Annotated in this window: 21 protein-coding genes; 9 read left to right on the top strand and 12 right to left on the bottom strand. The window is 74.3% G+C overall.

Going from position 1 to position 25926, the window contains the following annotated elements; translation table 11 throughout:
- Positions 1-128: 128 nt before the first annotated feature.
- Together ACFYML_RS22080 and ACFYML_RS22075 are read right to left on the bottom strand one after the other, a co-directional pair.
- Positions 129-1157: a 6-phosphofructokinase gene (locus ACFYML_RS22080; protein WP_387422437.1), complete on the bottom strand. Its 1029-nt coding sequence runs from the start codon at positions 1155-1157 to the stop codon at positions 129-131.
- 232 nt (positions 1158-1389) lie between these two features.
- Positions 1390-1887 carry a polyadenylate-specific 3'-exoribonuclease AS gene (locus tag ACFYML_RS22075; RefSeq protein WP_073838865.1) on the bottom strand — a complete coding sequence of 166 codons (498 nt, stop codon included), beginning with the start codon at positions 1885-1887 and terminating at the stop codon, positions 1390-1392.
- A gap of 248 nt (positions 1888-2135) precedes the next feature.
- Between ACFYML_RS22075 and ACFYML_RS22070 the strand changes: the two genes are divergently transcribed.
- Positions 2136-2828 (top strand): Crp/Fnr family transcriptional regulator, encoded by a 693-nt coding sequence (locus tag ACFYML_RS22070; protein ID WP_073838866.1) that lies wholly within the window; start codon positions 2136-2138, stop codon positions 2826-2828.
- A 57-nt stretch (positions 2829-2885) separates the two neighbouring features.
- Here ACFYML_RS22070 and ACFYML_RS22065 read toward each other — a convergent pair whose 3' ends face one another.
- Positions 2886-3095: a hypothetical protein gene (locus ACFYML_RS22065; protein WP_073838867.1), complete on the bottom strand. Its 210-nt coding sequence runs from the start codon at positions 3093-3095 to the stop codon at positions 2886-2888.
- Between the two features lie 186 nt (positions 3096-3281).
- Between ACFYML_RS22065 and ACFYML_RS22060 the strand changes: the two genes are divergently transcribed.
- Positions 3282-6869 (top strand): ATP-binding protein, encoded by a 3588-nt coding sequence (locus ACFYML_RS22060; protein WP_387422431.1) that lies wholly within the window; start codon positions 3282-3284, stop codon positions 6867-6869.
- Positions 6870-6889: 20 nt separating this feature from the next.
- Here the strand turns inward: ACFYML_RS22060 and ACFYML_RS22055 are convergent, their stop codons facing one another.
- Positions 6890-7573, bottom strand: a complete 684-nt coding sequence (locus ACFYML_RS22055; protein ID WP_387272162.1) for a lysophospholipid acyltransferase family protein — start codon at positions 7571-7573, stop codon at positions 6890-6892.
- Positions 7574-7929: 356 nt separating this feature from the next.
- Here ACFYML_RS22055 and ACFYML_RS22050 point away from each other — a divergent pair, with 356 nt between their 5' ends.
- Both ACFYML_RS22050 and ACFYML_RS22045 read left to right on the top strand, forming a co-directional pair.
- Entirely contained in the window at positions 7930-8775 is an 846-nt protein-coding gene (locus ACFYML_RS22050) for a DUF308 domain-containing protein (protein WP_387422430.1), read from the top strand.
- A 174-nt stretch (positions 8776-8949) separates the two neighbouring features.
- Positions 8950-10368 (top strand): trehalose-6-phosphate synthase, encoded by a 1419-nt coding sequence (locus tag ACFYML_RS22045; protein ID WP_387422429.1) that lies wholly within the window; start codon positions 8950-8952, stop codon positions 10366-10368.
- Between the two features lie 13 nt (positions 10369-10381).
- On the opposite strand, the gene ACFYML_RS22040 is transcribed toward ACFYML_RS22045, so the two are convergent.
- The 6 genes from ACFYML_RS22040 to ACFYML_RS22015 form a co-directional block, all read right to left on the bottom strand.
- The gene (locus tag ACFYML_RS22040) at positions 10382-11206 is read right to left on the bottom strand and encodes an alpha/beta hydrolase (RefSeq protein WP_387422428.1); all 825 of its coding nucleotides are present in this window, start codon (positions 11204-11206) and stop codon (positions 10382-10384) included.
- A gap of 156 nt (positions 11207-11362) precedes the next feature.
- Positions 11363-12766 (bottom strand): flavin-containing monooxygenase, encoded by a 1404-nt coding sequence (locus ACFYML_RS22035; RefSeq protein WP_387422427.1) that lies wholly within the window; start codon positions 12764-12766, stop codon positions 11363-11365.
- Between the two features lie 105 nt (positions 12767-12871).
- Entirely contained in the window at positions 12872-13570 is a 699-nt protein-coding gene (locus ACFYML_RS22030) for an endonuclease/exonuclease/phosphatase family protein (protein WP_387422426.1), read from the bottom strand.
- A gap of 1 nt (position 13571) precedes the next feature.
- Positions 13572-14528, bottom strand: a complete 957-nt coding sequence (locus ACFYML_RS22025) for an ROK family glucokinase (protein WP_387272173.1) — start codon at positions 14526-14528, stop codon at positions 13572-13574.
- 63 nt (positions 14529-14591) lie between these two features.
- Complete coding sequence (locus ACFYML_RS22020; RefSeq protein WP_387272175.1) at positions 14592-15227, bottom strand: hypothetical protein; 636 nt, start codon at positions 15225-15227, stop codon at positions 14592-14594.
- Positions 15228-15267: 40 nt separating this feature from the next.
- Positions 15268-15723, bottom strand: coding sequence for an SRPBCC family protein (locus ACFYML_RS22015; RefSeq protein ID WP_387422425.1), 456 nt, complete (start codon positions 15721-15723; stop codon positions 15268-15270).
- A 192-nt stretch (positions 15724-15915) separates the two neighbouring features.
- On the opposite strand from ACFYML_RS22015, the gene ACFYML_RS22010 reads away from it, so the two are divergent.
- The 5 genes from ACFYML_RS22010 to ACFYML_RS21990 all read left to right on the top strand — a co-directional run bounded on the left by ACFYML_RS22010 (position 15916) and on the right by ACFYML_RS21990 (position 22869).
- Positions 15916-17721 (top strand): AMP-dependent synthetase/ligase, encoded by a 1806-nt coding sequence (locus ACFYML_RS22010; RefSeq protein WP_387422424.1) that lies wholly within the window; start codon positions 15916-15918, stop codon positions 17719-17721.
- 14 nt (positions 17722-17735) lie between these two features.
- Positions 17736-19427, top strand: a complete 1692-nt coding sequence (locus ACFYML_RS22005; RefSeq protein WP_387422423.1) for a GAF domain-containing sensor histidine kinase — start codon at positions 17736-17738, stop codon at positions 19425-19427.
- A gap of 7 nt (positions 19428-19434) precedes the next feature.
- Positions 19435-20103, top strand: a complete 669-nt coding sequence (locus ACFYML_RS22000) for a response regulator transcription factor (RefSeq protein WP_007072219.1) — start codon at positions 19435-19437, stop codon at positions 20101-20103.
- Between the two features lie 206 nt (positions 20104-20309).
- Entirely contained in the window at positions 20310-21122 is an 813-nt protein-coding gene (locus tag ACFYML_RS21995; protein ID WP_387422422.1) for an SAM-dependent methyltransferase, read from the top strand.
- A complete protein-coding gene (locus ACFYML_RS21990; RefSeq protein ID WP_387422421.1) occupies positions 21115-22869 on the top strand; it encodes a putative bifunctional diguanylate cyclase/phosphodiesterase in 1755 nt (584 codons plus the stop codon). The genes ACFYML_RS21995 and ACFYML_RS21990 overlap by 8 nt, the downstream gene beginning before the upstream one ends.
- A gap of 608 nt (positions 22870-23477) precedes the next feature.
- On the opposite strand, the gene ACFYML_RS21985 is transcribed toward ACFYML_RS21990, so the two are convergent.
- Together ACFYML_RS21985 and ACFYML_RS21980 are read right to left on the bottom strand one after the other, a co-directional pair.
- Positions 23478-24602, bottom strand: a complete 1125-nt coding sequence (locus ACFYML_RS21985; protein ID WP_387422420.1) for a glycosyltransferase family 4 protein — start codon at positions 24600-24602, stop codon at positions 23478-23480.
- Positions 24599-25858: a M48 family metallopeptidase gene (locus tag ACFYML_RS21980; protein WP_387422419.1), complete on the bottom strand. Its 1260-nt coding sequence runs from the start codon at positions 25856-25858 to the stop codon at positions 24599-24601. The genes ACFYML_RS21985 and ACFYML_RS21980 overlap by 4 nt, the downstream gene beginning before the upstream one ends.
- Between the last annotated feature and the right edge of the window lie 68 nt (positions 25859-25926).

The raw sequence follows: 25926 nt of genomic DNA, 5'->3' as shown, positions 1-25926 counted from the left end.
ACCCCGCCGCGTTGGCGCGCCGCCCCCGCCGGGGGGGGGGGTCCCCGGGGGGGGGGGGGGGGCCCCCCCGGGGGGGGGGGGGGGGGGGGGCCCCCCCCCGCGGGGCCCCCCCCCCCCGCCAGCGTCGATCAGCTGCCGAAGAAGACCTCGGCCTCGGCGTACCGCTCCAGCGGCACGGTCTTCAGCTCCCGGGTGGCCTCGGCCAGCGGGACGCGGATGATCTCCGTGCTCTGCATCGCGACCATCTTGCCCCAGTCGCCCTCGTGCGCCGCGTCGATCGCGTGCAGGCCGAGCCGGGTGGCGAGCACCCGGTCGAAGGCGGTCGGGGTGCCGCCGCGCTGGATGTGGCCGAGCACCACGGTGCGGGCCTCCTTGCCGGTCTTCGCCTCCAGCTGCTCGGCGAGCCACTGGCCGATGCCGCCGAGCCGGACGTGGCCGAACGAGTCCAGCTCCTGGTTGTGCAGCACCATCTGGCCCTCCAGCGGGTGCGCGCCCTCGGCGACCACGACGATCGGGGCGTACTGGTGCTGGAAGCGCTTCTCGACGTACCCGGCGACCTGGTCGACGTCGAACTGCCGCTCGGGCAGCAGGATCACGTTGGCGCCGCCGGCGAGGCCGGCGTGCAGGGCGATCCAGCCGGCGTGCCGGCCCATCACCTCGACCACCAGCGTGCGGTGGTGGCTCTCCGCGGTGGTGTGCAGCCGGTCGATCGCCTCCATCGCGATGTTGACCGCGGTGTCGAAGCCGAAGGTGTAGTCGGTGGCACCCAGGTCGTTGTCGATGGTCTTCGGCACGCCGACCACCTTGACGTCCAGCTCGTGCAGCTTGGTGGCGACGCCGAGGGTGTCCTCGCCGCCGATGGCGATCAACGCGTCCACGCCCTGGGCGGCGAGGTTCTCCTTGATCCGCTCGACGCCGTTCTCGATCTTGAACGGGTTGGTCCGGGACGAGCCGAGGATGGTGCCGCCGCGCGGCAGGATGCCGCGGACCTCCGCGATGCCCAGCGGCCTGGACAGGCCCTCCAGCGGGCCCTTCCAGCCGTCCCGGAAGCCCACGAACTCGTGACCGTAGGTGGCGACGCCCTTGCGGACCACCGCCCGAATCACCGCGTTGAGACCAGGGCAGTCGCCGCCGCCGGTGAGCACGCCGATACGCATGATCTGCTCATCCTCCTGGAGCATCAGGTAAAGCCCGGATAAGCCCCAGGATAGGTGTCAGATCAGACCATCGGCGCCGTTGCCGGCCCGGGGCGGGCCGTCAGTGCGCACTGTAGTCGGCGCGGGGGTACGGCGACACCGCGCCCCGGCCCCCTTCCGCCCGCCGGATCGGCTACCCGTCAGTAGCTGACCTCGCGCTTCTCCCCCGCGCGGCGGCCGTCCGGGCTGCCGGTCACCGCTCGGTCATCGCCCGCCAGCGCGCCAGGTTGTGCCGGGCGTCGACCAGGGCGTCGTGCCGGTCCGCGTCGGCGTCCGGCAGCTTCGGCCGGCCCCGGTCGTCCCAGAGCTGGCGCAGTTCCTTGGTGAACCGCGGGATCTCCCGCGGCAGCGCCGGCATCGCGCCCCACAGCTGGGCCAGGACCACGTGGTCGTACGCCGCGTACCAGGCCCAGAGCTCCAGCTGCTCGCCCGGGCGGTCCCGGACCGGCGCCATCAGGAACTCGTAGAGGTCGTCCCGGATCCGCTCCCGGGACCGCCACGCGCGGTCGGCGGGCGAGGGGAGCTTGTCCAGCACGTTGCGGCGCACCCAGGGCACCGCCCGGGAGTCGTCGAACTCGGTGGAGACCGCGTAGAACTCGCGGCCGTACTCGTCGACGACGCCGATCGACACCAGGTCGACGATGCGGCCGTCCTCGATGAACTCGCAGTCGTAGAAGTAGCGGTAGACCATCCCCGCCATCCTCGCCCACCGCTCCCGCCCGCCCGTCGCCGGGGGCGTCCGCCGAGGTGGGCACGGTTCGGACAGACGGTTCGGGAGAGTCACGGAACTGTCTCCAGGGGTGTACAGCACGCGACCGGAGCGTCATGATCTGATGTGTACCGCTACCGGACGCCGAACCGGTTCAGATGCCTCGTACCGGGATGTCAGGGCCACCCCGGTGAGCGAGTTGTGGTCCTTGACCGGGGAGGGGTTGGGCCGTGGAGGTTCGCCTGCCGGAGCCGGGTGACGCGCTCACGGGCGTGGAGATGTTCGCCGGGCTCGAGCCGGAGGTGCGACAGCGGGTCATCGCCGCTGCGGTGCCGCGCACCTACCGCAAGGGTCAGTTGCTCTTCGTGGAGAACGACCCGGGCGAGTCGCTGATCGTGCTGCGCCGGGGGGCGGTGGCGGTGTTCCGCACCGCACCGACGGGCGAGCGCGCGGTGCTGTCGGTGATCCGTCCGCCGGACGTGCTGGGCGAGGTCTCCCTGCTGGACGCGTCCACCCGGTCCGCGTCGGCCGAGGCGATCGAGGACTGCGCCGCGCTGGCGCTGTCCCGGCCGGCCTTCATGGAGCTGGTGCACTCGAACCCGCGCATCCTCGACGCGGTGATGCGCTCGCTCGGTGGGCTGATCCGCCGGCTCACCGAGCAGAACGCCGACCACGTCTTCCTCGACCTGCCCGGCCGGGTGGCCAAGACGCTGGTCCGGCTCGCCGGCGAGAGCCAGGCGCCGATGATCACCATCGAGCTCAACCAGAGCCAGCTCGCCGAGATGGCCGGCGGCTCCCGGCAGAGCGTCAACCAGGCGATCGGCTCGTTCGCCAGCCGGGGCTGGCTGCGCACCGAGGGGCGCCGGATCGTGGTGACGGACGTGGCCGCGCTGCGCCGCCGCGCCGGGATGAACGACCGCTGACGGATACGCGCAGGGCCGGGGCGAGAACGCCCCGGCCCTGCTGTCGTACCGCCCGGCTCAGACGCCGGCGCTGCCCGGCCCGGCCCACTCGTTGGGCCGGCCCGGCCCGGCCCAGTCGCTGTTGTCATCGCCGCCGGAGCCCTCGATGACGATGCCCTCGGCCTGGAGGGTGGCGAGGGTGGCGGCGTCCACGTCGACGGAGTCCCCCGCCGCGTGGGCGACCCCGTCGGCGTCGGTCCAGTCGCTCTCCAGCTTCACGTACACCATGGTGTGGCCCCCTTGATCGCGGTCGTCGTCCGAGGCATGAATCTAGTCCGCGAACCGCGCCGACGGCTGTCCGGACGAGTGTCCACAAGCCAACAGCCCGGTACCTGACACCGCTACCAGCGGCGATACTCGCGATGGACGCCGCGGGGGGCGGCGCCCGGCCGGGACCGGCCGGAGGATCCACCAGTGGAGGGCGTCATCTCCGCCCAGTGTGACCGTTGTGGACGTACCGCCGCCGAGGGCGACCGCTTCTGCGGTGGCTGCGGCGCGGAGCTGGGGGCGGTCTGCCCGCACTGCCTGCGCCCGCTCGCCGCCGACGTGGCCTTCTGCACCTCGTGCGGGGCAGCCCGGTCCGGCGCCAAGCAGCCCGTCGCCGTGCCCCAGGAGGACCGCCGCCGGGTCAGCGTCCTGTTCGTCGACCTGATCGACTTCACCCCGTACGTCGAGCGCGCCGACCCGGAACAGGTCCGCGGCATGCAGACCGGCTTCTTCTCGGCCGCGAAACGGGTGGTCGGGCAGTACGGCGGGGTGGTCGAGAAGTACATCGGGGATGCCGTGATGGCGCTCTTCGGCGCCCCGGTGGCCACCGAGACCGACGCGCTGCGCTGCGTCCGGGCCGGGCTGGAGCTGCAGCGGGTGCTCACCCGGTTCGCCCCGTCCGGCCGCGACGAGCTGCGCTTCCGGGTCGGCGTGGCGACCGGCGAGGCGCTGGTGGACGTGGCGGCCGCCCGGGACGGCGGGCAGGCGATCGTGGCCGGCGACGTGGTCAACACGGCGTCCCGGATGCAGTCGGTGGCGCCGCCCGGCGGGGTGCTGGTCTGCGGCGCGACCCACGCCCTCACCAAGGACGCCATCAGCTACGAGGAGCAGCCGCCGGTCACCCTGCGCGGCCGGTCCACCCCCACCGAGGTCTGGCTCGCCCTCGCCCCGGTACGCCGCCAGCCCACCGACCAGGAGCCGGACACCACGCCCCTGATCGACCGGGAACACGAGCTGGGTCTGCTGGTCAACGCTCTGCACCGGTCGCTGCGGGACCGGCTCCCGCAGGTGGTGACCGTCTTCGGCCGGGCCGGCATCGGCAAGAGCCGACTGGTCCGCGAGCTCTACCGGCACGCCGGTCGGCTGGTCGACGAGCCGCTGACCTGGCGGACCGGGCGGTGCCCGCCGTTCGGAGAGAACGTCACCTTCGCCGCGCTGGCCGACGTGGTGAAGACCGAGGCCGGCATCCTCGACACCGACCCGGCGTCGACCGCGGCGCAGCGGCTCACGTCCGCGGTGACCGAGCTGGTCCGGCCGGCCGAGCGGGACCGGATCGTCGACGCGCTGCGCCCGCTGGTCGGGCTGACCGGCACCACGCTGCCGGCCGAGGAGGCCGAGTCGGCGTGGCGGCGGTTCCTGCTGGCCCTGGCCGCCCGCCGCCCCACCGTGCTGGTCTTCGAGGACCTGCACTGGGCTGACGACGCCATGCTGCGCTTCGTCGAACTGCTCGGCGCCGCCGCCCGGGACGCGCCGCTGCTGCTGCTCTGCACCGCCCGGCCGGAGCTGGTCGACCGGGACCCGAGCTGGGCGGGGACGATCACCGGCTCGGTCACCATCACCCTGCCCCCGCTGCGGGACACCGGCATCGCCTCGCTCTACGCGCACATGTTCGGCCAGGCCGCGTTTCCCGCCGAGATGCTCACCCCGCTGGTGGAGGTCGCCGGCGGCAACCCGCTCTACGCCCACGAGTACGTCCGGATGCTCATCGAGCAGGGCGCGCTGCGCCAGTCCGGCCGCGGCTGGTCGCTGGACAAGCACCTCGACCTGCCCATGCCGGAGAGCGTCCACGCGGTCATCGCCAACCGGATCGACCTGCTCGACGCCAAGGACCGGGCGGTGCTGCTGGCCGCCTCGGTGGTGGGCGTGCAGTTCTGGCCCGGCGCGGTGGCCGCCGCGCTGGGCCAGCCGGTCGAGTCGGTGGAGCGCGCGCTGCGCCGGCTGGAGCAGCGCGACTTCGTGCACGAGCAGGGGGCGTCGACGATGGCCGGGCAGCCGGAGTTCCGGTTCCGGCACGTCCTGGTCCGGGACGTCTGCTACCAGCGGCTGCCGCGTACCGAGCGGGTGGCCCGGCACGAGCGCACGGCGGACTGGCTGGACACGCTGTCGCAGAGCCGGGACACCGACCTGGCCGAGGTGCTCGCCCACCACCGCTGGGCGGCTCACGAGATCGCCCGCACGCTCGGCATGGACACCCACCGCTACGCCGGCCCGGCGCGCGCCGCGCTGCACCGGGCCGCCCGCCGGGCGTACGCCCTGCACGGGCTGGACGCGGCGGCGGCGCACGCCGGCCGGGCGCTGGGCCTGGCCGACGACAGCGACCCGATCGGCCGGCTGCAGCTGGAGCTGCTGAGCACCGAGATCTCGTTCTACCGGGACGGCAACGCGTTCCTCTCCGGCGGCGGGCCGGAGCAGCTGCACGCGCTCGCCGACCGGCTGCTCGCGCACGACGACCACCCCTGCGCCGCCCGGGCCTGGACCCTGCTCGGCCAGGCCGCCTGGCTGCGCGCCGACCGGACCGCCGCGGTGGCCTGCCTCAACCGCGCCGTGTCCCTGTTCGAACCGCTGCCGGACAGCGGCCAGAAGGCGGACGCGTACGCGGAGCTGGGCCGGCTGCACATGCTCAACTACGAGCGGGACCCGGCGGTGGCCGCCGCCGAGACCGCGGCGGAGATCGGCGCGCGGCTGGGGCTGTCGGAGACCCGGACCAACGCGCGGATCACCGCGGCCACCGCCCGGTACCAGTCGGGTGACCGGTCGGGCCTGGACGAGCTGCACGTGCTCGTCGAGTACGGCCGGGCGCAGCAGCTGCTGGCGCTGCACCGGGCGGTGCAGAACCTGGCGTACGCGGTCCGCGAGGAGGGCGACTGGCTGCGCTCGGACGCGCTGCTGTCCGCCGCGCCGGCGCGGACGGCCAGCGGGCAGACGCTGACCACCAGCTACTCCGGGGAGGCGATGCGGGCGTACTTCGACGGGGACTTCGCCCGGCTGCTCGCCGCCGCGGACGCCTTTGTGGACACCCCCACCGGCGGCTGGGACATGCAGGTCCGCGGCCTGCGCTCGTGCCTGCTGGTGCTGCGCGGCCGGCCGGTGCCGCCGGCGCCCCGACCGGCGCCGGGCCAGCGGAACGGCGGTCCGGAGGAGCCCCTGCCCCGGCACCCGGACGACGTGGCCGCCGCGTTGGACAGCGCCCGCCGCAGCGGCTTCCACCGGCCGCGCTGGACCATGCTCGGCATGGCCGCGCTCTGCCGCGCCCTGCAGGGGCGGGCCGACGAGGCGGCGGAACTGGTCGACGAGCTGGCCGACTCGTGGTCGGCGGTGCCGGCGCTGGCCAGCGGCGAGTGGATCGCCGCGGCGGCGTACGCGGCCACCCTGGCCGGTCGGGACGCGGCGGTGCGCGTGCGGGCGATGCTGGACCGGCTCGGACACCGGACGCCCTGGTCGGAGGCGGCGCTGCGGACGGTGACCGCGGCCCTCGCCGCGGCCGACGGCGACCACCGGCGCGCCGGCGAGCTGCACCTGGCGGGCGCGGAGATCTACGCCCGGATCCCCGACGTGACGGACCGGATGCTCGCCCTCGCCCTGGCCGTCGCCGAGCTGGACCGGTCGGGGGATCGGGCGGCGGTCACCGCGCCGCTGGCCGAGGTGAGCGCCTTCGCCCAGCGCAACGAGGCGCCGGGCCTGCTGGCGCTGGCCCGCCGCCCGGTGCCCGACACCGGCCCCGCCGTCGCCTGCTGACCCCACCGGCCGGCTGGGCGTCAGGCGGGGACCGGCTGGGTCTTGGCCTTCTGGGCGTACATGTCGACGTACTCGCGGCCGGAGAGTTCCATCACCTCGTACATGATCTCGTCGGTGACCGCCCGCTCGACGAACCGGTCGCCGGACAGGCCGGCGTAGCGGGAGAAGTCCAGCGGGGCGCCGAAGCGGATCCGCACCCGCTTGATCGTGGGGATGAGCTGGCCGGGCGGCTGGATCTCGTCGGCGTTGAGCATCGCCATCGGGACCACCGGGGCACCACTCTCCAGGGCGAGCCGGGCCACGCCGGTCTTGCCGCGGTAGAGCCGGCCGTCCGGCGAGCGGGTCCCCTCGGGATAGATGCCGGCAATCCCGCCCGCCCGCAGCACCTTGAGCTGGGTGTCCAGGGCGGCCCGGGCGGCCTGGCCGCCGGACCGGTCGACCGGGATGGTGCCGGAGCCGACGAAGAACATCTTGGTCAGCCAGCCCTTGATCCCCTTACCGGTGAAGTACTCCGCTTTGGCGATGAATGTGACTTTTCGCTTGACGATGAGCGGCGTGAAGATCGAGTCCGAGAAGGAGAGGTGGTTGCTGGCCAGGATGACCGGACCGGTCTCCGGGACGTGCTCGAGCCCCTCCACCTGTGGGCGGAAGATCAGCCTCAGCAGCGGGCCGAGAATGATGTACTTCAACAGCCAGTACAGCACCGGGGTCCTTCCAGGTGGGGGCGGCGACGCCCGACGACGGCTCCAGCTCGGCTGGCGGCCACGATTCGGCCGCCGCGCCGCCAGGCGGCGCACCGGAGGCGGATGACGGCCGGCCCGACGCCGCGCGGCGACCTGGAGCCATCGAGGCCGGAGAGCCCGGAACGGGCCGCCGGGACGCGCCCGGACCGCGCCCGGGGCGCCGTCGGCGAGCGGGACTGTCCGGGAAGAGCCTACGAACCGGGAGCGGCACGCCACAACGCACTCCCGGAACAGGGTCCGGACGTGTCACGATTCAGGGCACGGCGTACGGGGCGCCGGGTCGGGACGCACCGACAGGCGGCGAGGAGGGGTGTCCGGTGTCAGCGGGTGGGCCCCGCCGGGGACGGCGGGACAACGGGCTCGACGCGGCCGAGTACGCGGTCGCGGGCGACGTCGATCCGCGCATCGGCGAACATCTGCTCGACGTGCTCGCCGCGGGCGGGATCGCCGCGTACCTGCAGCCCTCCGCCGACCTGAACCCGATCACCCGCACCACGACGGTCCCGTCCCGCCCGGTCGACCGGCTCTATGTCGACCGCTCGCACCTGACCACCGCCCGGGACTACCTCACCCAGCTCAACGACGAGGGGGCCCGCGAGTCGGCCCGGGACGACGAGCCGGACATCGAGGCGGAGTGGGCCAAGATCGTCGCCGGCTTCCACTCCGCCCCCAGCTCGGGCAGCCACCCGTGGCCCGCCGCCGAGGACGTGGACGACGACTCCGTCGACCCGCCCGAGCCGACCGGGGGCGCCGGCGGTCGGGCGGAGGAGACCGGCGGTCCGACCGCCACCGACGTCCGGCGCCTGCCGTACGCGGCGGACGTCTCCGGGATCTCGGTGAGCCGGGGCCGGTCCGACGAGCCGTCGCTGCTGGACGGCCTGGACACCTTCGGCGCCGACCTGCCCGACGACGAGGACGAGCACTACACCCCGCCACCGCCGCCCCCGCTGCCGCGCTTCTCGAAGTACGCCGTGGTCGGCGTGCTCTGCATCGTGGCCGGCTTCGTGTTCTTCCTCTCCCCCACCCTGCTCCCGGTCACCGACCCGTCCGTGGTGACGCTGCTCGGCTTCACCGGCATCCTGGCCGGCTTCGTGATGCTGATCTGGCGGCTGCGCCCCGGCGACTCCGACGAGCAGGATCCGGACGACGGCGCGGTCGTCTGATCCGCTCCGCCCAGCCGCCGCCCGGATGCCGGGACGGCCGTCGCCCCGGCGCCAGCCGCGTAACAGGGGTGTAACTTACGGTCAGTAGGAATACCCGTACGTCACTTCCCGCACCGGCTGTCCGGTTTGTTCCTCGCTCCGGTGGCCGGACCCCTGCTGAGCGGATTGCCCGAGATGCGACAGAGCCCCCTCGTGGTGGTGGCCAACCGCCTCCCCGTCGACGACAGCGTGGCGCCGGACGGCGCCTGCGAGTGGCGCCGCAGCCCCGGCGGCCTGGTGAGCGCCCTGCACCCCCTGCTCCGGCACACCCCGGCGACCTGGCTCGGCTGGGCCGGCGGCACGGGCCCGGCACCGCACCTGCCCGAGGTGGACGGCGTCCGGATGCACACCGTCCCGCTGACCGCCGACGACCTCCGCGACCACTACGAGGGCTTCGCCAACGCGACCCTCTGGCCGCTCTACCACGACGCCGTCGAGCAGCCCGAGTACCACCGCCGCTGGTGGGAGGCGTACCAGCGGGTCAACCAGCGGTTTGCCGAGGCCGCGGCCGAGGTGGCCGAGCCGGGCGGCCTGGTCTGGGTGCAGGACTACCACCTCCAGCTCGTCCCCGGGCTGCTCCGGCGGCTCCGCCCCGACCTGCGGATCGGCTTCTTCCTGCACGTGCCGTTCCCGCCGCCGGAGCTGTTCATGCAGCTCCCCCGCCGGGCCGAACTGCTGCGCGGCATGCTCGGCGCCGACCTGATCGGCTTCCAGCGGGCGCACGCCGCGCACAACTTCGCCCAACTGGTGACCAAGGTGCTCGAACTGCCCGCCACCGACCGGCGGGTCGACGTCGGCGACCGGACGGTCCAGGTCGGCGCCTTCCCCGTCTCCATCGACACCGCCGAGATGGCCGCGCTCGCCGCCCGGCCCGAGGTCGCCGACCGGGCCCACCGGCTGCGCAAGGACCTCGGCGAGCCTGAGCACGTCATCCTCAGCGTGGACCGGATGGACTACACCAAGGGCATCGAGCAGCGGCTCAAGGCATACCGGGAGCTGCTGGCCAGCGGGGACGTCAAGGTCCGGGACACGGTGCTGGTCCAGGTCGCGGTGCCCAGCCGGGAACGCGTCGCCCAGTACCAGATCCTCCGGGACCGGGTGGAGCACCAGGTCGGCCGGATCAACGGCGAGTTCGGCCGGGTCGGCGAGCCGGCGATCCACTACCTCAGCCAGCCCTTCGACCGGACCGAACTGGTCGCCCTCTACCGGATCGCCGACGTGATGGCGGTGACCCCGCTGCGGGACGGGATGAACCTGGTCGCCAAGGAGTACGTCGCAGCCCGGGTGGACGACACCGGCGCGCTGCTGCTCAGCGAGTTCGCCGGCGCCGCCGCCGAGCTGGACCAGGCGTACCTGGTCAACCCGCACGACCTGGACGGGCTGAAGCAGGCTCTGCTCACCGCGCTGCGGGCCGGCCCGAAGGACGTCTCGGCCCGGATGCGGGCGATGCGGGCACACCTGCGCCGCAACGACATCCACGCCTGGGCGCGGTCGTACCTGAGCGCCCTGGACGAGAGCGGCTCACTGCTGCGCCGGCTCGCCGCGACCGACTGACCGGCGCCCGCGCTCACCCGGCGGCGGGCGCCGGATCCTTCTCCAGCCAGTCGAGGATCGCGTCGATCGGCTCCCGCCAGCGGGCGTCGAGCATCAGGTCGTGGCCCATGCCGGGGAAGAGCAGCGGGGCCGAGGCGTACCGGCGCGCGGCCCGGGTCAGCGCCGCCGAGGGCACCACCCGGTCGTCCGGGCTGCCCAGCACCAGCACCGGCGGGCGGCCCACCGCCGGCTCCGGCTGGTCGCCGGTGAGCAACTGCCACTGCGCCCGCCGGCCGGCCCGACCCAGCCGCGCGACGTACCGGCGGGCCTCGCCGTCCGGCAACTCCCGGCTGAACAGCTGCCGGCGGCTCAGCCGCAGGCGGCCGCCGAAGACCGCCGGCAGGGTGCCCACCGGGTTGCGCCGCAACGCGGTGCCGAACGTCCCCCAGCTGCCCAGCACCGGCGCCACCAGCACCGCCGCCCGGGCCGGGTAGCGGGCCAGGGCGTGCGCCACCACCCGGGCGCCGGCCCCGTGGCCCACCAGCACCGCCTGCCGCGGCAGGCCCGCCGCCGCCTGGACCACGTCATGGGTGTACGACCGCAGCGTCGCCGCCGGCGCCGGCTCGCTGCCGCCGTGCCCGCGCAGGCTCAGCGCGTACGCCGGGAAGCCGCGGGACGCGGCGTGCGACAGCCAGTGCTCGGCGAACGCCCACGCCCCGTGCCCGAACCCGGGTACGAAGAGCAGGGGTGGCTTCCCCTCCTCCAGCTCCGGCACCACGGCCAGCACCTCACGGCGGGCCGGGCGCTCCGGGCGGGCCCACTCCCACGACCGGACGATCCGCACCCGCTCCACGCTCACGCCACCGCCTCGCTTCGCTCCCCGGCGGCGCGAGGCGCCACGCTGCTGAACTGAATGGTTCGCTCGCTCCGCTTGCTCACGCCGCCGCCTCGCTTCGCTCCCCGGCGGCGCGACGCGCCACGCTGCTGAACTGAATGGTTCGCTCGCTCCGCTCGCTCACTTGCCCTCCAGCTCGTCCAGGGCGCGCTGGAGCGCCCGCAGGTAGTCGGCGTGCCCGACCTCGAACCAGTGCCGGCTGCTGTCCTTGACCTTCCCCGAGTACCGCTCACCGAGGCCGGCGGCGACCCTCCGGCCGAACGCGGCAGCCCGGTCCGGCCGGGCGGTACGCGCGGCGAGCAGCCGGGCGAAGAGCACGCTCTGCCAGTGCGCGATGGGGAACACGCCGGAATCCGGCTGCACCAGGCCGACCACGGCCAGCGTGGGGTGCCCGGCGGCGAAGGCGTTGAGCCAGAGCCGCGGCCGGCCCGACCCGTCGGCGTCGCCGAGCACCGCGCCGTCGAGGAACTCGAAGCGCGGCAGGTAGCCGGTGGCGAAGATGACCAGCTCCGGGTCGATCTCCCGCTCGTCGCTCAGCGCCACCGTGCGGTCGTGGAACCGGGTTACGTCCGGCACCGGGGTGATCGCGCCGTGGCCGACGTGGTAGACCAGCTGGCTGTTGGCGATCGGGTGGGTCTCGTAGACCCGGTGGTCCGGTCTGGGCAGGCCGAACCGGGCCAGGTCACCGACGGTCAGCCGCAGCGTCCGGTGGTAGAGCCACTGGCGTACCCGCAGCGGCACCCGCAGCGCGAGCAGGGTGTCGTTGACCTGGTCGGCGGGGCGGCCGAAGACGTACTTCGGGGCGTACCAGTAGCCGCGGCGGGTGGAGTGCCAGCAGCGGGACGCCTGCTGGGCCGCCTCGACCGCGATGTCGCAGCCGGTGTTGCCGCCGCCCACCACCAGCACCCGCTTGCCGCGCAGCTGCGCCGGGTCCTTGTAGGACGAGGCGTGCATGACCTCGCCCCGGAACTGCTCCAGGCCTTCGTAGCGGGGCAGCTTCGGCGACCAGTTGTGCCCGTTGGCCAGCACCACGCCCGCATACCGGGAGGTGCGCTCCGGGCCGTACCCGCCGGTGCTGCGGGTGGTGACGTCCCACCGGTCCCCCTCGACCGGCTCCACCCGGACCACCTCCGTGCCGAACCAGACGTGCTGGCGCAGGTCGAAGTGGTCGGCGTAGCGCTCGAAGTAGGACAGCAGCTGGGTGTGGTGCGGGTAGTCCGGCCAGTCGTCCGGCATCGGGAAGTCGGGGAACTGGGTGAACGGTCGGGACGAGATGAGGTGGGTGCTGGCGTACACCGGGCTGCGGTCGTGCCGCCAGTTCCACGCCCCGCCGATACCGGTCTCCCGCTCGTAGCAGTCGACGCCGAAGCCGTGCTCGCGGAGGTTCTTCACGGCGGTGAGGCCGCTGGCCCCGGCGCCGATGACGCAGACGGTGTCGCCCCGGTCGGAGACCGGGCGGCCGTCCCGGGTCAGGGCGACCGTCGGGTCCGGATCGGGACGGCCGAGGTCGGTGGAGGAGGGCACCGGGACAATCTCCTTTGTGCGGCACGAGGGCCGGGTCGGTGCGAAATCCTGCCGAGAATGCCCGCGGTTGTCCAGCGTGCCGGATCATCTCGGCGGGTCGCCGGCTCAGCCGGCGGGCAGCAGCAGGTCGACCAGCACCGGGAAGTGGTCGCTGGCCCGGCGGGTCCGCGGGGTGTCCACCACGTCGTAGTCCACCACGGTGATCCGCGGGTCCACGAAGAGGGCGTCGATCCGCCGGCGCGGGTTGGCACCGGGGAAGGTGTGCCGGTCCGCCCGGTCCGCGGCCACCGCGGTGTCGGTCAGCCCCTCCGCCACCGTCCGCCACGCCGGCCCGTCCGGCTCCTCGTTGAGGTCGGCGCCGGCCACCACCGGCAGCGGCGTGGCGGCCAGCTCCCGCTTGAACGCGGCCGCCTGCGCCGGCCGCTCGGCCGGGTCGGTCGAGAGGTGGGAGCCGGCCAGCAGGAACCGGCTCCCGGCCACCAGACACTCGGCGTACGCGGCGCCGCGCAGATGCCGCCCGGGGGTCAGCGGGTAGCGCTGGCAGCGGGTGGCCACGGCCCGCACCCGCAGGCTGGTCAGCAGCAGGTTGCCCAGCGACGGCAGGCCGCCGGCGGCCACGACCAGGCCGAACGAGTCGGCCAGCGAGGCGCACTTCTGCCGCCACCGGAACCGCCGCGGCCCCTCCTGGACGATCACCACGTCCGGCGCGGCCTCCCGGACCACCTCGGCCAGCGCGGCGGTGTCGTCCCGCTGGCTGTGCACGTTGTACGACACCACCCGCAGCGGTACGCCCGGGGCGGGCACCTCAGAGCCGCCGGGCGAGGTCGGCGGCGCCGATGACGCCGGCGGTGTTGCCCAGCTCGGCCGGGCGGATCTCGGCCACCGGCAGCCGGCTGCGCTGGGCGAGGGCCTGGGTGTACGACCGGCGGGTGGGGCCCATCAGCAGGTCGCCGGCCTCCACCACGCCGCCCCCGACGACCAACACCTGCGGGTCGAGGATCTGCGCCATGTCGGCGAGGCTGGTGCCCAGCCAGCGGCCGACCTGGGCGAACGCCTCGGCCGACACCGGGTCGCCACCCTGCGCGGCAGCGGTCACCATCGGTCCGGTGATCCCCTCGGCCTCGCCGCCGGCCAGCTCCAGCAGGGCGGTGGCCCGGTGCGGTTCCTGGCGGGCGGCGGCGCGGGCGAAGCGGACCAGGGCGCTGCCGCTGGCGTACTGCTCGATGCAGCCCAGCCGGCCGCAGCCGCACTGGTGGCCGTCCGGCACGGTGAGCATGTGCCCCAGCTCGGCCGCGATGCCGTTGGCGCCGCGGAGCAGCTCGCCGCCGAGCACGATGCCGCCGCCGACGCCGGTGCCGATGGTGAACATGACCATCGAGTCGTCGGCGGCCCGGGCCGCGCCGTAGCGGAACTCCGCCCAGGCGGCCACGTTCCCGTCGTTCTCCACCACCACCGGCACCCCGATGGCGTTGCTGACGTACTCGCGCAGCGGCTCGTCCCGCCAGGCCAGGTTGGGGGCGAAGAGCACGGTGGACCGGGAGGCGTCGATCCAGCCGGCAGCGCCGATGCCGACCGCCTCGACCGGGTAGCCGGTGGCCAGCTCGGTGACCACCTCGATGATGGTGTCCCGGGTCTTGGCCACGTCCTCGGCGGGGGTGTCCCGTCGGGCCTGCACGAGCACCTTGCCGGTGTCGTCCACGACACCGCCGGCCACCTTCGTGCCACCGACGTCGACTCCGATGGTCAGCGTCACCGCTGCCACTCCCCTCTGCTGTGCTCCCTGACCTCGTCCGGCACGGCCGGGCAAGGTCGGAATGTCCGGTGGTCAGGCCCCGTCGCCTGGTGCCTCCTCGGCCACCTCCCCGGACGCCCGGGCGACGGGCACCACGGGACGGCCGGCCGGCGGCCGGCTCGACACCGGCACGTCCGGCCCGGCGGCGTCGGCGGGCGGCACGCTGGCACCCGGGTCGGCCACGCCCTCCCCCCGGGTCGCGGCGGACCAGACGTCCTGCTCGGGTGCCGGCTGAGAATCATGCCCGGTACGGGTGGCCTCGCGCCAGACGTGATCTCCGGCCGGGGTACCGGAGGCCGGCTCGTCGGCCCCCGCCGGCTCGGCGGGGGCGAACGCGCGCAGCAGGCTGGCCACGCCGGCCGCCAGGTCCCCGGCGCCGGTGGCGAGGCGCTCGGCGAACTCCGGACTGGGGTCACGCAACGCCGCGATACCCCGACAGATCGGGCAGACGCAGCATTCGGCCGACCCGGTGGCGAAACCCACCGAGGCCGTCGGTTCGTCGGAGCCGGCGCCGCCCGGGGTGTGACCGAGGACACCGGACAGGATCCCGCCGAGCGGGCCCCAGGGGCCGGCCCCCGGCGTGGCGGCGGCCAGCCGGGCGGAGGCCAGCAGCATGGCGACGAGGCGTTCCGCCTCCTCCCGGGCCGAACCCGGATCAGTGGTGGCCATGGGTCGGCTCCTCTACCGTGACGACCGGACGCCGGTCGGGTCAGTGGGCCGCACCGAGTGCTTCTACCCGGCGCTTGAGCTGCTTCAACGCCGCATCCATGATCATTTTCTCGGCCTTGCGGCGAAACATGCCGAGCATGGCCACGGAGAGCTCCACCTCAAGGGTGTAGGTGACCGTGGTGGTCCCGTCGGGATTGCCGGTCAGGTCGTACGACCCCCGCTGGGCCTTCTGCATCTTCGAGGGCGCCACCAGATGCCACTCGATCCGGGCGAGGTCCTCGGCGTACTCGTAGGCCAGCACGTACTCGTCGGCCATGACGCCGGCGTCGATGGTGAACCGGACCTGGCTGGCGTAACCGTCCTCGTACTCCTCGATCACCTCCGCCCGCCGGATCGCCTCGGCCCACTCCGGGTAGCTGGGGAAGTCACAGATGACCGCCGCCACCCGGTCCGGTGGCGCGCCGATGATGATCGACTGGGTGGAGGAGTCCGCCATGGGGGGAGGCTACCCGGCGGCGGGCCCGGGCGCGGCGCTCCACCCCCGAGCCGCGGTCCCGGTCGGGCCCGGGCCGGGTGTGTCCGGTCAGCCGGGCGGGCAACCTCCCCACCTCACCTTCGCGACCGGGCGGGTAGGTTTCGACAGAGCCGACACGGCCGGCCCGGGCCGTGTGAGCACGAGGGAGTGCCTGTGCGCGAGTTCTCCGTACCGCCGATCGTCACCGTCGGCGACGCGGCCAACCTGACCGACCCGGTCTGGGAAAACGCCGAGGTCGCCCCCGAGACGGTGCAGTTCGTCCGGCGTGGCGGCGGCGACGGCCGTACCTGGACGGACGTGACCTGCCGGCAGTTCCGCGACGAGGTCGTGGCGGTGGCCCGGGGCCTGCTCGCCGCCGGCATCTCCCCCGGCGACCGGGTCGCGCTGATGAGCCGCACCCGCTACGAGTGGACCCTGCTCGACTACGCCATCTGGGCCGCCGGCGCGGTCACCGTGCCGATCTACGAGACGTCGAGCGCCGAGCAGGCGGCCTGGATCCTCGCCGACTCCGGCGCGGTCGCCGCGCTGGTGGAGACCGCCGCGCACGCCGGGCTGGTCGCCGAGATCCGCGACCGGCTGCCCGAGCTGCGCCAGATCTGGCAGATCGAGAGCGGCGCGGTGGACGAGCTGGTCGCCGCCGGCGCCTCCGTCGACCCGGCCGACGTCGAGGTACGCCGCTCGACGATCAAGGCCGACGACATCGCCACCATCATCTACACCAGCGGCACCACCGGCCGCCCCAAGGGTTGCGTGTTGACCCACCGCAACATGTACGCCGACATCACCAACGCCGTGCCGGTGCTGCCGAACCTGTTCCGTCAGGGCGCCTCCACCCTGCTCTTCCTGCCGCTCGCGCACGCCTTCGCCCGGCTCATCCAGATCGGCGTGGTGCAGGCCCGGTCCACCATGGCGCACTGCGCGGACACCAAGAACCTGGTCGCCGAGCTCCAGGAGGTCAAGCCGACCTTCGTGCTCTCCGTGCCCCGGGTGTTCGAGAAGGTCTACAACGGCGCCCGGCAGAAGGCCGAGGCCGACGGCAAGGGGAAGATCTTCGACCGGGCCGAGAAGGTCGCCATCGCGTACAGCGAGGCGCTGGACGCCCCGGACGGGCCGGGCCTGACGCTGCGCGCCCAGCACGTGCTCTTCGACAAGCTGGTCTACGGCAAGCTGCGGGCGGCGCTGGGCGGCCGGTGCCGGGACGCCATCTCCGGCGGCGCTCCGCTCGGCACCCGGCTCGCGCACTTCTTCCGTGGCATCGGGGTGAACATCTCCGAGGGCTACGGCCTCACCGAGACCGCCCCCGCCGCCGCCGCGAACCTGCCGAGCGCCACCCGGATCGGCACGGTGGGCCGCCCGCTGCCCGGCGTGACGATCCGGATCGAGGACGACGGCGAGATCCTGATCTCCGGCGACCTGGTCTTCCAGGGCTACTGGCACAACGAGGCGGCCACCGCCGAGGCGCTCAGTTCGGACGGCTGGTTCCGCACCGGCGACCTGGGCCGGCTCGACGAGGACGGCTACCTGAGCATCACCGGCCGCAAGAAGGAGATCATCGTGACCGCCGGCGGCAAGAACATCGCCCCGGCGGTGCTGGAGGACCAGGTCCGGGCCCACCCGCTGGTGAGCCAGTGCGTGGTGGTCGGCGACCGGCAGCCGTTCATCGGGGCGCTGGTCACCATCGACGAGGAGGCGCTGCCGAAGTGGCTGGCCGCGCGCGGCCGACCGGCGACGACCCGCGCCGCCGACCTGCGCGACGACGAGGCGCTGCGGGCCGAGGTGCAGGGCGCGATCGACCAGGCCAACCGGTCGGTCTCCAAGGCCGAGGCGATCAAGGTGTTCCGGATCCTGCCGCACGACTTCACCGAGGAGACCGGCGAGCTGACCCCCTCGCTCAAGGTGAAGCGGCAGGTCGTGCACAAGACGTACGCGGCGGAGATCGCGGATATCTACCGGCGCTGACTACGATCCGTCACGTGCCCGCCTCGACACCCAGCCCGCCACCGACGCAACCCCTCGCCGCGTTCGCGCGGGCGGTCCTGCTCGCGTTGGTCGCCGGCCTGACCCTGTTCGCCACCCGGGACGTCACCCAGCTCTGGTGGATCGCCCTGCTGGGCCTGGCCGGGCTGCCCGCCGTGCTGGCCCCGCAGCACCGGCTGCTCGGACCGCTCAGCCGGTTCGCCGAGGTGGTGGTCCTCGGCCTGGCCGCCAGCAAGGTCGCCGCCGACACCCACCTGGCCGGGGTGACCGGCGGGCTGGGCGCCTCGGCGGTGCTGCCGTACCTCGCCGTGCCGGTCACCGTGACGGCGCTGCGCCGCCGGTTCCGCGAGGGCGCGGCGCTGCTCGCCGTGGCGGCCGCCACCCTGCTGGTCAGCGCGGCCTTCACCGTGGTCGGCGGCGGGCGGCAGCTCGGCCAGCTCGGCTACCTCGCGGTCTGCGCGCAGTGGCTGATCCTGGCCGCGCTCGGCCTCTACACGGCCGGCACGCTCCAGCGGGTGATGCGGGTGCGCGGCGAGGGCAAGCCCCAGCCGTACGCGGAGGCCACCCGGTTGCTGACCCAGCTGCGTACGGTCGCCCGCCAGCTGCCCGGCGCCACGCTCGACCCGGGCGGCATCTCCGAGCACCTGCTGGAGGAGCTGCGGGTGGTGGCGAAGACCGACCGGGGCGCGGTGCTGTCCGCCAGCGGCGGCGGCCGGCTCGTGGTGCTCGCCCAGATCGGCGCGGACCGGGTGGACTGGGAGACCACGCTCGACGCGGACTCGGCGATCGCCGACGCCTGGGCGAGCCAGCAGCCGCAGACCGCGGCCCGCTCGCAGGCCCGCTCGCAGCAGACCGGCGAGGTGTCGGCCCTGATCGTGCCGCTGGTCGCCGGGGTACGCACGGTCGGCCTGGTGGTCATCGAGGCGGACACCGCGCACGCGTACCCGTCGCCGGTGGTGTCCCGGGTGACCGCGCTGACCGGTCCGGCGGCGCTGCGGCTGGAGGCCGCGCTGCTCTTCGACGAGGTGCGGTCGCTGGCCACCAACGAGGAGCGGCAGCGGCTGGCCCGGGAGATCCACGACGGGGTCGCCCAGGAGCTGGTGATGGTCGGGTACGGCATCGACAACGCCCTGGCCACCTTGCACGACGACGCCGAGGAGACCGCCGACTCGCTGCGTACCCTGCGGCAGGAGGTCACCCGGGTGATCACCGAGCTGCGGCTGAGCCTGTTCGAGCTGCGCAGCGAGGTGGACCGGCACGGCGGCCTGGCCGCCGCGATCGCCGAGTACGCCCGCACCGTGGGCGCGTCCGGCGGGCTGCGGGTGCACCTGTCCCTGGACGAGTCCACCGCCCGGCTGCCCGCCGCGACCGAGGCCGAGTTGCTGCGCATCGCGCAGGAGGCGGTCACCAACGCGCGCAAGCACGCCGGGGCGTCGAACCTGTGGGTCACCTGCGCGGTGGACCCGCCGTACGCCCAGATCGAAGTGTCGGATGACGGTCACGGCATCGGTGACCAGCGCCCTGACGGGCACTACGGGCTTGCGATCATGGCCGAGAGGGCGGAACGTATCCGGGGCCGGCTGGAGATCAGACCGCGGCAACCAAGCGGCACGACCGTGGCGGTGGTGATCGGCTCCTCGCCCCGGCGCGATAAGGTGCGCGGCAGCGCAGCAGCAGAAGGGGAGTAACCCGAGGATGACCACTAGCCCGACACCGGCCACCCGTACCAAGGTTCTCCTTGTCGACGATCACGACCTGATCCGCAAGGGTCTGCGGCACGCCTTCGAGCGGGACCGGCAGTTCGAGGTCGTGGGCGAGGCCGCCACGGCAGCCGAAGGGGTTCGCCAGGCCGGCGCGCTCCAGCCGGACGTGGTGATCATGGACCTGCGACTCCCCGACGGCAGCGGCCTGGAGGCCACCCGCGCCCTCCGCAAGTCCAGCGCGTCGATGGGCATCGTCGTGCTGACCATGTACGCCGGCGACGACCAACTGTTCGGTGCCCTGGAGGCGGGGGCCAGCGCCTTCGTGCCGAAGACCGCCCCGGCCGACGAGGTGGTCGCCGCCGCCCGGCACGCCGCCTCCTCGCCCAGCGCCTTCACCGCCGCCGACCTGGCCGAGGCGATGAAGCGCCGACTGGCTCCCTCCGGCCCGCAGCTCTCCCCGCGGGAGGGCCAGGTGCTGCGGCTGCTGGCCGACGGCATGAGCGTGGCCGGCATCGCCAAGCAGTTGTTCGTCAGCGAGTCGACCGCCAAGACGCACATCTCGAAGCTCTACGAGAAGCTGGGTGCGGCCAACCGGGCCCAGGCGCTGATGACCGCGCTGCGGCTCGGCCTGCTGGAGGCCCCGGACGCCCCCAAGTTCTGAGGCGTCCCCGACCACCTGCCGAGAGGCCCGCGTCCGTGCTCCGGACGCGGGCCTCTCGGGCATTCCGGGCAGCCGACGAACGCGTACGGTGAGGGACCGACCGCGCAGCGACGGCGGTCTTTGCACCGCGACAGCGGAGGGGCAGAATACCCGAGTGGTCCGCGCGGGGACGAGCCGCGCGTTGTTGACGCAAAAGGGGCAGGGGCATGCAGCGGCCGGACTGGGCACCCGACACGATCGACATCGAGCGCCCCAGTGTGGCCCGCATGTACGACTACTACCTCGGCGGCTCGCACAACTTCGCGGCCGACCGGGCGGCTGCCCGGGCCATGGTGGACGCGGTGCCCGAGGCCCCGCTGATGGCCCAGGCCAACCGGGCCTTCCTCCGCCGGGCGGTGCAGTTCCTGGCCGATTCCGGGATACGCCAGTTCCTCGACCTCGGCTCCGGCATCCCGACCGTGGGCAACGTGCACGAGATCGCCCAGCGGGCCGACCCGGCGTGCCGGGTGGTCTACGTCGACGTCGACCCGGTCGCGGTGGCGCACAGCCGGGAGATCCTGGCCGGCAACGACCGGGCCACGGTGATCCAGGAGGACCTGCGCCGGCCGGCCGCGATCCTCGGCCACCCCGAGGTCAACCGGCTGCTGGACTTCTCCCAGCCGGTCGCTGTGCTGGTCGTGGCGGTGCTGCACTTCATCCCGCCGGCGGACCGGCCGGAGGAGATCCTGCGGACGCTGCGCACGGCGCTGGCGCCCGGCAGCCACCTGGTGCTGTCGCAGGCCAGCGACGACGGCCGTAGCGAGACGGGCGAGCGGGCCGAGGCCGAGCGGGTCTATCGGCGCACCGACAACCAGCTCTGGATCCGTAGCCGGGCCGAACTGGTCACGCTCTTCGACGGATTCGAGCTGGTCGACCCGGGCGTGGTCTGGGTACCGCAGTGGCGCCCGGAGTCGCCGGAGCAGGCGGAGGACGCCGAGCGATCAGTCTTCATCGGCGGCGTCGGGCGGCTCGGTGGGTGACAGAGCCACCGCCACGAACCGCTCCCGCCCCGGCACCTTCGCCCGGGCGTGGGCCAAGGCGGTCTCCGGCACCAGCTACCTGCCGATGACCCAGGCGCAGTTGGAGGCGCTGCTGCAACGGCTCGCCGAGCGGCTGGCCGTGGCGATCCGGTCCGAGCCGTTCGACCTGCGCATCGGTCAGCAGGTCGGCGCGGAGCTGGTGCAGGCGCACATCGCCTCCGCCGAGGGGCTGGGCCGCACCGTCGAGGTGATCCAGCTCCGCCTGGTACGCGACCTGGGTCTGGTCATCGACGACGTCGAGGACCGGATGGCGCGGCTGCTGGCCATGGTCGCCACCGGGTACGCCCGCGCCCTGCGCGACCGCACCCTGGACGAGCAGGAGTCGATCCGGCGGGCCGCGATGATGGCCCGCGCGGAGGCCGAGCGGGCGCTGCGGGAGAGCGAGGCGCGGTTCCGCTACCAGGCCACCCACGACCCGCTGACCGACCTGCCCAACCGGATCCTGTTCACCGAGCGGCTCACCGCCGCGATCGAGGCGCCCGGGCGGGGCGCCGACCGGATCGGGGTCTGCTTCCTCGACCTGGACCGCTTCAAGGTGGTCAACGACTCGCTCGGCCATCAGGTCGGCGACGCGCTGCTGTTGTCGGTGGCGCAGCGACTGCGCCGGGCGCTCGGCGAGCATCTGGTGGCCCGGCTCGGCGGCGACGAGTTCGTCATCCTGGTCGAACGCACCGCCTGCATCGAGGACGTGGTCAAGGTGGCCGAGGCGGCCCTCGCGGCGGTGAGCGAACCGGCCCTCGTGGAGGGGCACGAGCTGACCGTGTCGGCCAGCATCGGGATCGTGGAGCGGCAGGTGGCCGGCACCACGCCGATTGAGCTGATGCGGGAGGCGGACAGCACCCTGCACTGGGCCAAGGCGGCCGGCGGCGCCCGCTGGTCGGTCTTCGACGCCGACCGCAACCGTCGGGAGCTGGCCCGGTACGCCCTCTCGGCGGCGATCCCCACCGCCCTGGACCGGGGCGAGTTCTACCTCGACTACCAGCCGCTGACCTCGCTGTGCGACGGCCGGGTGCTCGGCATGGAGGCGCTGGTCCGCTGGCGGCACCCCGAGCTGGGCGTGCTCCAGCCGGACAGTTTCATCGGGCTGGCCGAGGAGACCGGGCTGATCGTCCGGCTCGGCAGCTGGGTGCTCGCCGAGGCCTGCCGGGAGGCGGGGAGCTGGTCGGCTGGACGGCCCGACGCGCCGTTCGTCAGCGTCAACCTGGCCGTCCGTCAGCTGCACCGACCGGGCCTGGTGCAGGAGGTGGAGGGGGTGCTCCAGCGGACCGGGCTGCCCCCGGAACGGCTTCAGCTGGAGGTCACCGAGAGCACCATGATGAGCACGGTGGCCGAGCCGGTCCGCGCCCTGCGGGTGCTCAAGGAACTCGGGGTCCGAATCGCCATCGACGACTTCGGCACCGGCTACTGCAACCTGGCGTACCTGCGGGACCTGCCGGTCACCGAGCTGAAGGTGGCGGGCGAGTTCGTGGCCGGGCTGCGCGCCCCGGCCGACGACAGCCGTACGGATGAGCGGATCCTCGCCTCGCTGGTGTCGCTCGCGCACGCCCTCGGGCTGACCGTCACCGCCGAGGGCGTGGAGACCGCCGGACAGGCGGACCGGCTGCGGGCGATCGGCTGCGACGCCGGGCAGGGCTGGCATTTCGGCCGCCCCGCCCCGGCCGGCCAGGCCCTCACCCACCCGGCCTGAGCCGCGCCCCGCGCCCGCCGCATCGCCTCCTCCAACGCCGCCGCCCGACCCTGCTCACCCGCCGCCCCGCCGCCCCGCCGCCCCGCGCCCCGCGCCCCGCGCCCCGCGCCCCGCGCCCCGCGCCCCGCGCCCCGCGCCCCGCGCCCCGCGCCCCGCGCCCCGACGGACGGTAACCGCGGTCCGCCTTTGGACCTGACATCACCAACGACTCACGGCGACGGCGCTCCCGACACCAACCGCGGTCAGCCACCTGAGTCGTTCGTGCTATCAGCTCCAAAGCGTCCGAAGGAACTGTCATCGCCGGCGACGGCGAGTACACCTAGCCCCCACCTACGAACTTGATGACGCAGGCGATTCAGCGCCGGGCGCCGGACCGAACGACCCGCCCACCCCGGCCTGAGTCGTTCACGTCATCAAGGTCGTAGCGTCCGAATGAGACATGCGGCCGCCGGGCCGCGAAGGCCCGGCGGGTGGGAAGGCGCGGCGGATGGGAAGGCGCGGGGTCAGGCCGCCGCATCAGTGCCGTGATTTGCAAGGCCATGTCCGCCGGCGCACCCGACCGGGGCACCTCCGCCGTCGGCGTGCGGCGGGGTGTCGGCCTCCGCCGGTCAGCCGGCGAGGAGGGCGGCCATCCGTTCCGCCTGGGTCTCCCAGCGCCACTCCTTCTCCACCCACGCGCGGCCGGCCCCGCCGAGCTGACGGGCCAGGTCCCGGTCCGCGAGCAGCGTCGCTACCCGGTCGGCGAGCTGGGCCACGTCCCGGCCGCGGACCACGTACCCGGTCTCGCCCTCCCGGACGGCGTCCGGCGCGCCGCCGGAGTCGCCGGCCACCACCGGCAGCCCGGTCGCGCTGGCCTCCAGGTAGACGATCCCCAGCCCCTCGACGTCCAGGCCGCGGTTGCGGGTCCGGCAGGGCATGGCGTACACGTCGCCGGCGGCGTAGTGGGCGGGCAACTCGGCCGACGGCACCGAGCCGGTGAAGACCACGTCGCGTTCCACCCCGGTCTGCCGGGCCAGCTTCTCCAGCGTGGCCCGATAGGGCCCGCCACCCACGATCAGCAGCGCCGCGTCCGGCACCCGGCGGCGGATCTCCGGCATCGCCCGGATGAGCATGTCCTGCCCCTTGCGCGGCACCAGCCGCGAGACGCACACCACCACCGGGCGGTCGGCCAGGCCCAACCGCAGCCGCACCCGTTCCCCGTCGACGGACGGGTGGTACGTCTCCACGTCGACGCCCGGCGCGAGCCGGCGCAGCTCGGTCACCCCGTCAAGCACCCGGGCCAGCCGGACCCGGGTGTATTCCCCCAGGTAGGTGGTGACGTCCACGCCCCGCCCGATCCGGCGCAGCGCGGACCGGGCGCCGGGCAGCGCGGCCCAGCCGGCCTCGTGGCCGTGGGTCAGCGCCACCGCCCGCCGGATCCCGGCCCGCCGGCGCAGCCCGGCCGCGAGCAGCCCCAGCGGGGCCGCCGCGCCGAACCACACCGTGTCGCAGTCGTACGCCCGCGCCAGCCGCGCGGCGCGGCGGGCGATCAACGGAGTGGGCAGCAGCACCTTGGTGCGTTCCCGGATCACCTCGAACGGCTGGTCGGCGTCGAACTTGGCGGCGCCCCGCCAGCTCGACGCGTAGACCACCACGGAGCCCGGGGGCTGGCGGATGGCGAGGTTGTGCACGAAGGACTGGATGCCGCCGGGCCGCGGCGGGAAGTCGTTGGTGATCAGCAAGGTCCGGCTCATCTGCCGATCTCCCTGGCGTAGGCGCGGGCGGCGGCCATCCGCTCGACCGTGGACGGGTGGGACGCCGACCAGAGGTACTCCCAGCGGGGCGGGTCGGGGTCGGCCAGGTTCACCCCGGCCAGCCGGCGCTGCATCGCCTCGAAGGTGACCGGGTCGCCGGTCAGCGCGAGCGCGTGCGCGTCGGCCCGGGCCTCCACCCGCCGCGACACCAGCGCCTGCACCGGGGTGGCCGCCAGCCCGGCCAGCGTGATCAGCGCGATCAGCAGCGGGAACGCCCGGGGTTGGGCGACCGAGTCGACCCCGGCCAGCCGCAGCAGCGGCGGCCAGGAGCCGATCAGGTAGAGGGCCACCACTGCGGCGGCGGCGCCGAGCGCCCCGAGCAGGGTGCCGACCCAGACGTCCCGGTCCCGGGCGTGCCCCAGCTCGTGCGCGACCACGCTGGTCACCTCCGCCGGGGTCGCCTCGCGCAACAGGGTGTCGTAGACCACCACCCGCCGGGTCGGCCCGAGCCCCGAGACGTACGCGTTGACCGCTCGGGTCCGCCGGGAGGCGTCGGCGACCAGCACGTCGCGGACCGGCACCCCGTCCCGGGCGGCCAGGCTCGTCAGCTCGGTGCGCAGCGGCCCCGGCTCCATCGGGGTGAACCGGTTGAACACCGGCTCCACCAGCACCGGCAGCACGAACGACAGCAGCACCACCAGCGCGGCGGCGCCGGCCGCGCCGAACGCCCACCACCAGCGCGGGGCGAGCCGGACGACCGTGTAGAAGCCGAGCAGGGCGAGCGCGCCGATGACCGCGCTGACCGCGTACGACTTGAGCAGGTCCACCGCCCAGCCGCCCCAGCCCTGGGTGCTCAGCCCGTAGCGGGTGAGCACGGTGTGCCGCCAGGCGGCGAAGGGCAGCGTGAGCAGGTCGGCGAGGAGCATCACGGCGAGCCCGCCGAGCACCGCCTGGGCGATCCAGTGCCCGCCGAACGGCCGGCCGGCGAGCTCCACCAGGCGACCGCCGATCGGGGTGAGCCCGAGCACCAGGGCCACCACCAGGCCGACCACGAGCGCCGACCACCCGGCGGGGCGCAGCGCGCCGTGGAACGCCCGCCCCCGGGCCACCTGCTCGACCGGCAGCGACCGCAACGCGGCCAACTGGTCGGCGCGGGGCGCCGGGGGCCGGTGCCAGGGGATCAGCAGCGCCGCGGTGACGGCCAGCACGACGGCCAGCCCGGCGAGGGTGAGAAGCGCCCAGGCGCGCGGCGTCACCGCCACACCCCGCCGTCGCGCCGTACCCGGATCATGCCGCTCCTCCCGCCGTGAGCGCTCATCCTATT

The organism is Micromonospora sp. NPDC007230 (assembly GCF_042869115.1).
Lineage (GTDB): Bacteria > Actinomycetota > Actinomycetes > Mycobacteriales > Micromonosporaceae > Micromonospora.
The sequence above is the reverse complement of the archived record's forward strand: the minus strand, read 5'-3'. Positions and strand labels throughout refer to the sequence as shown.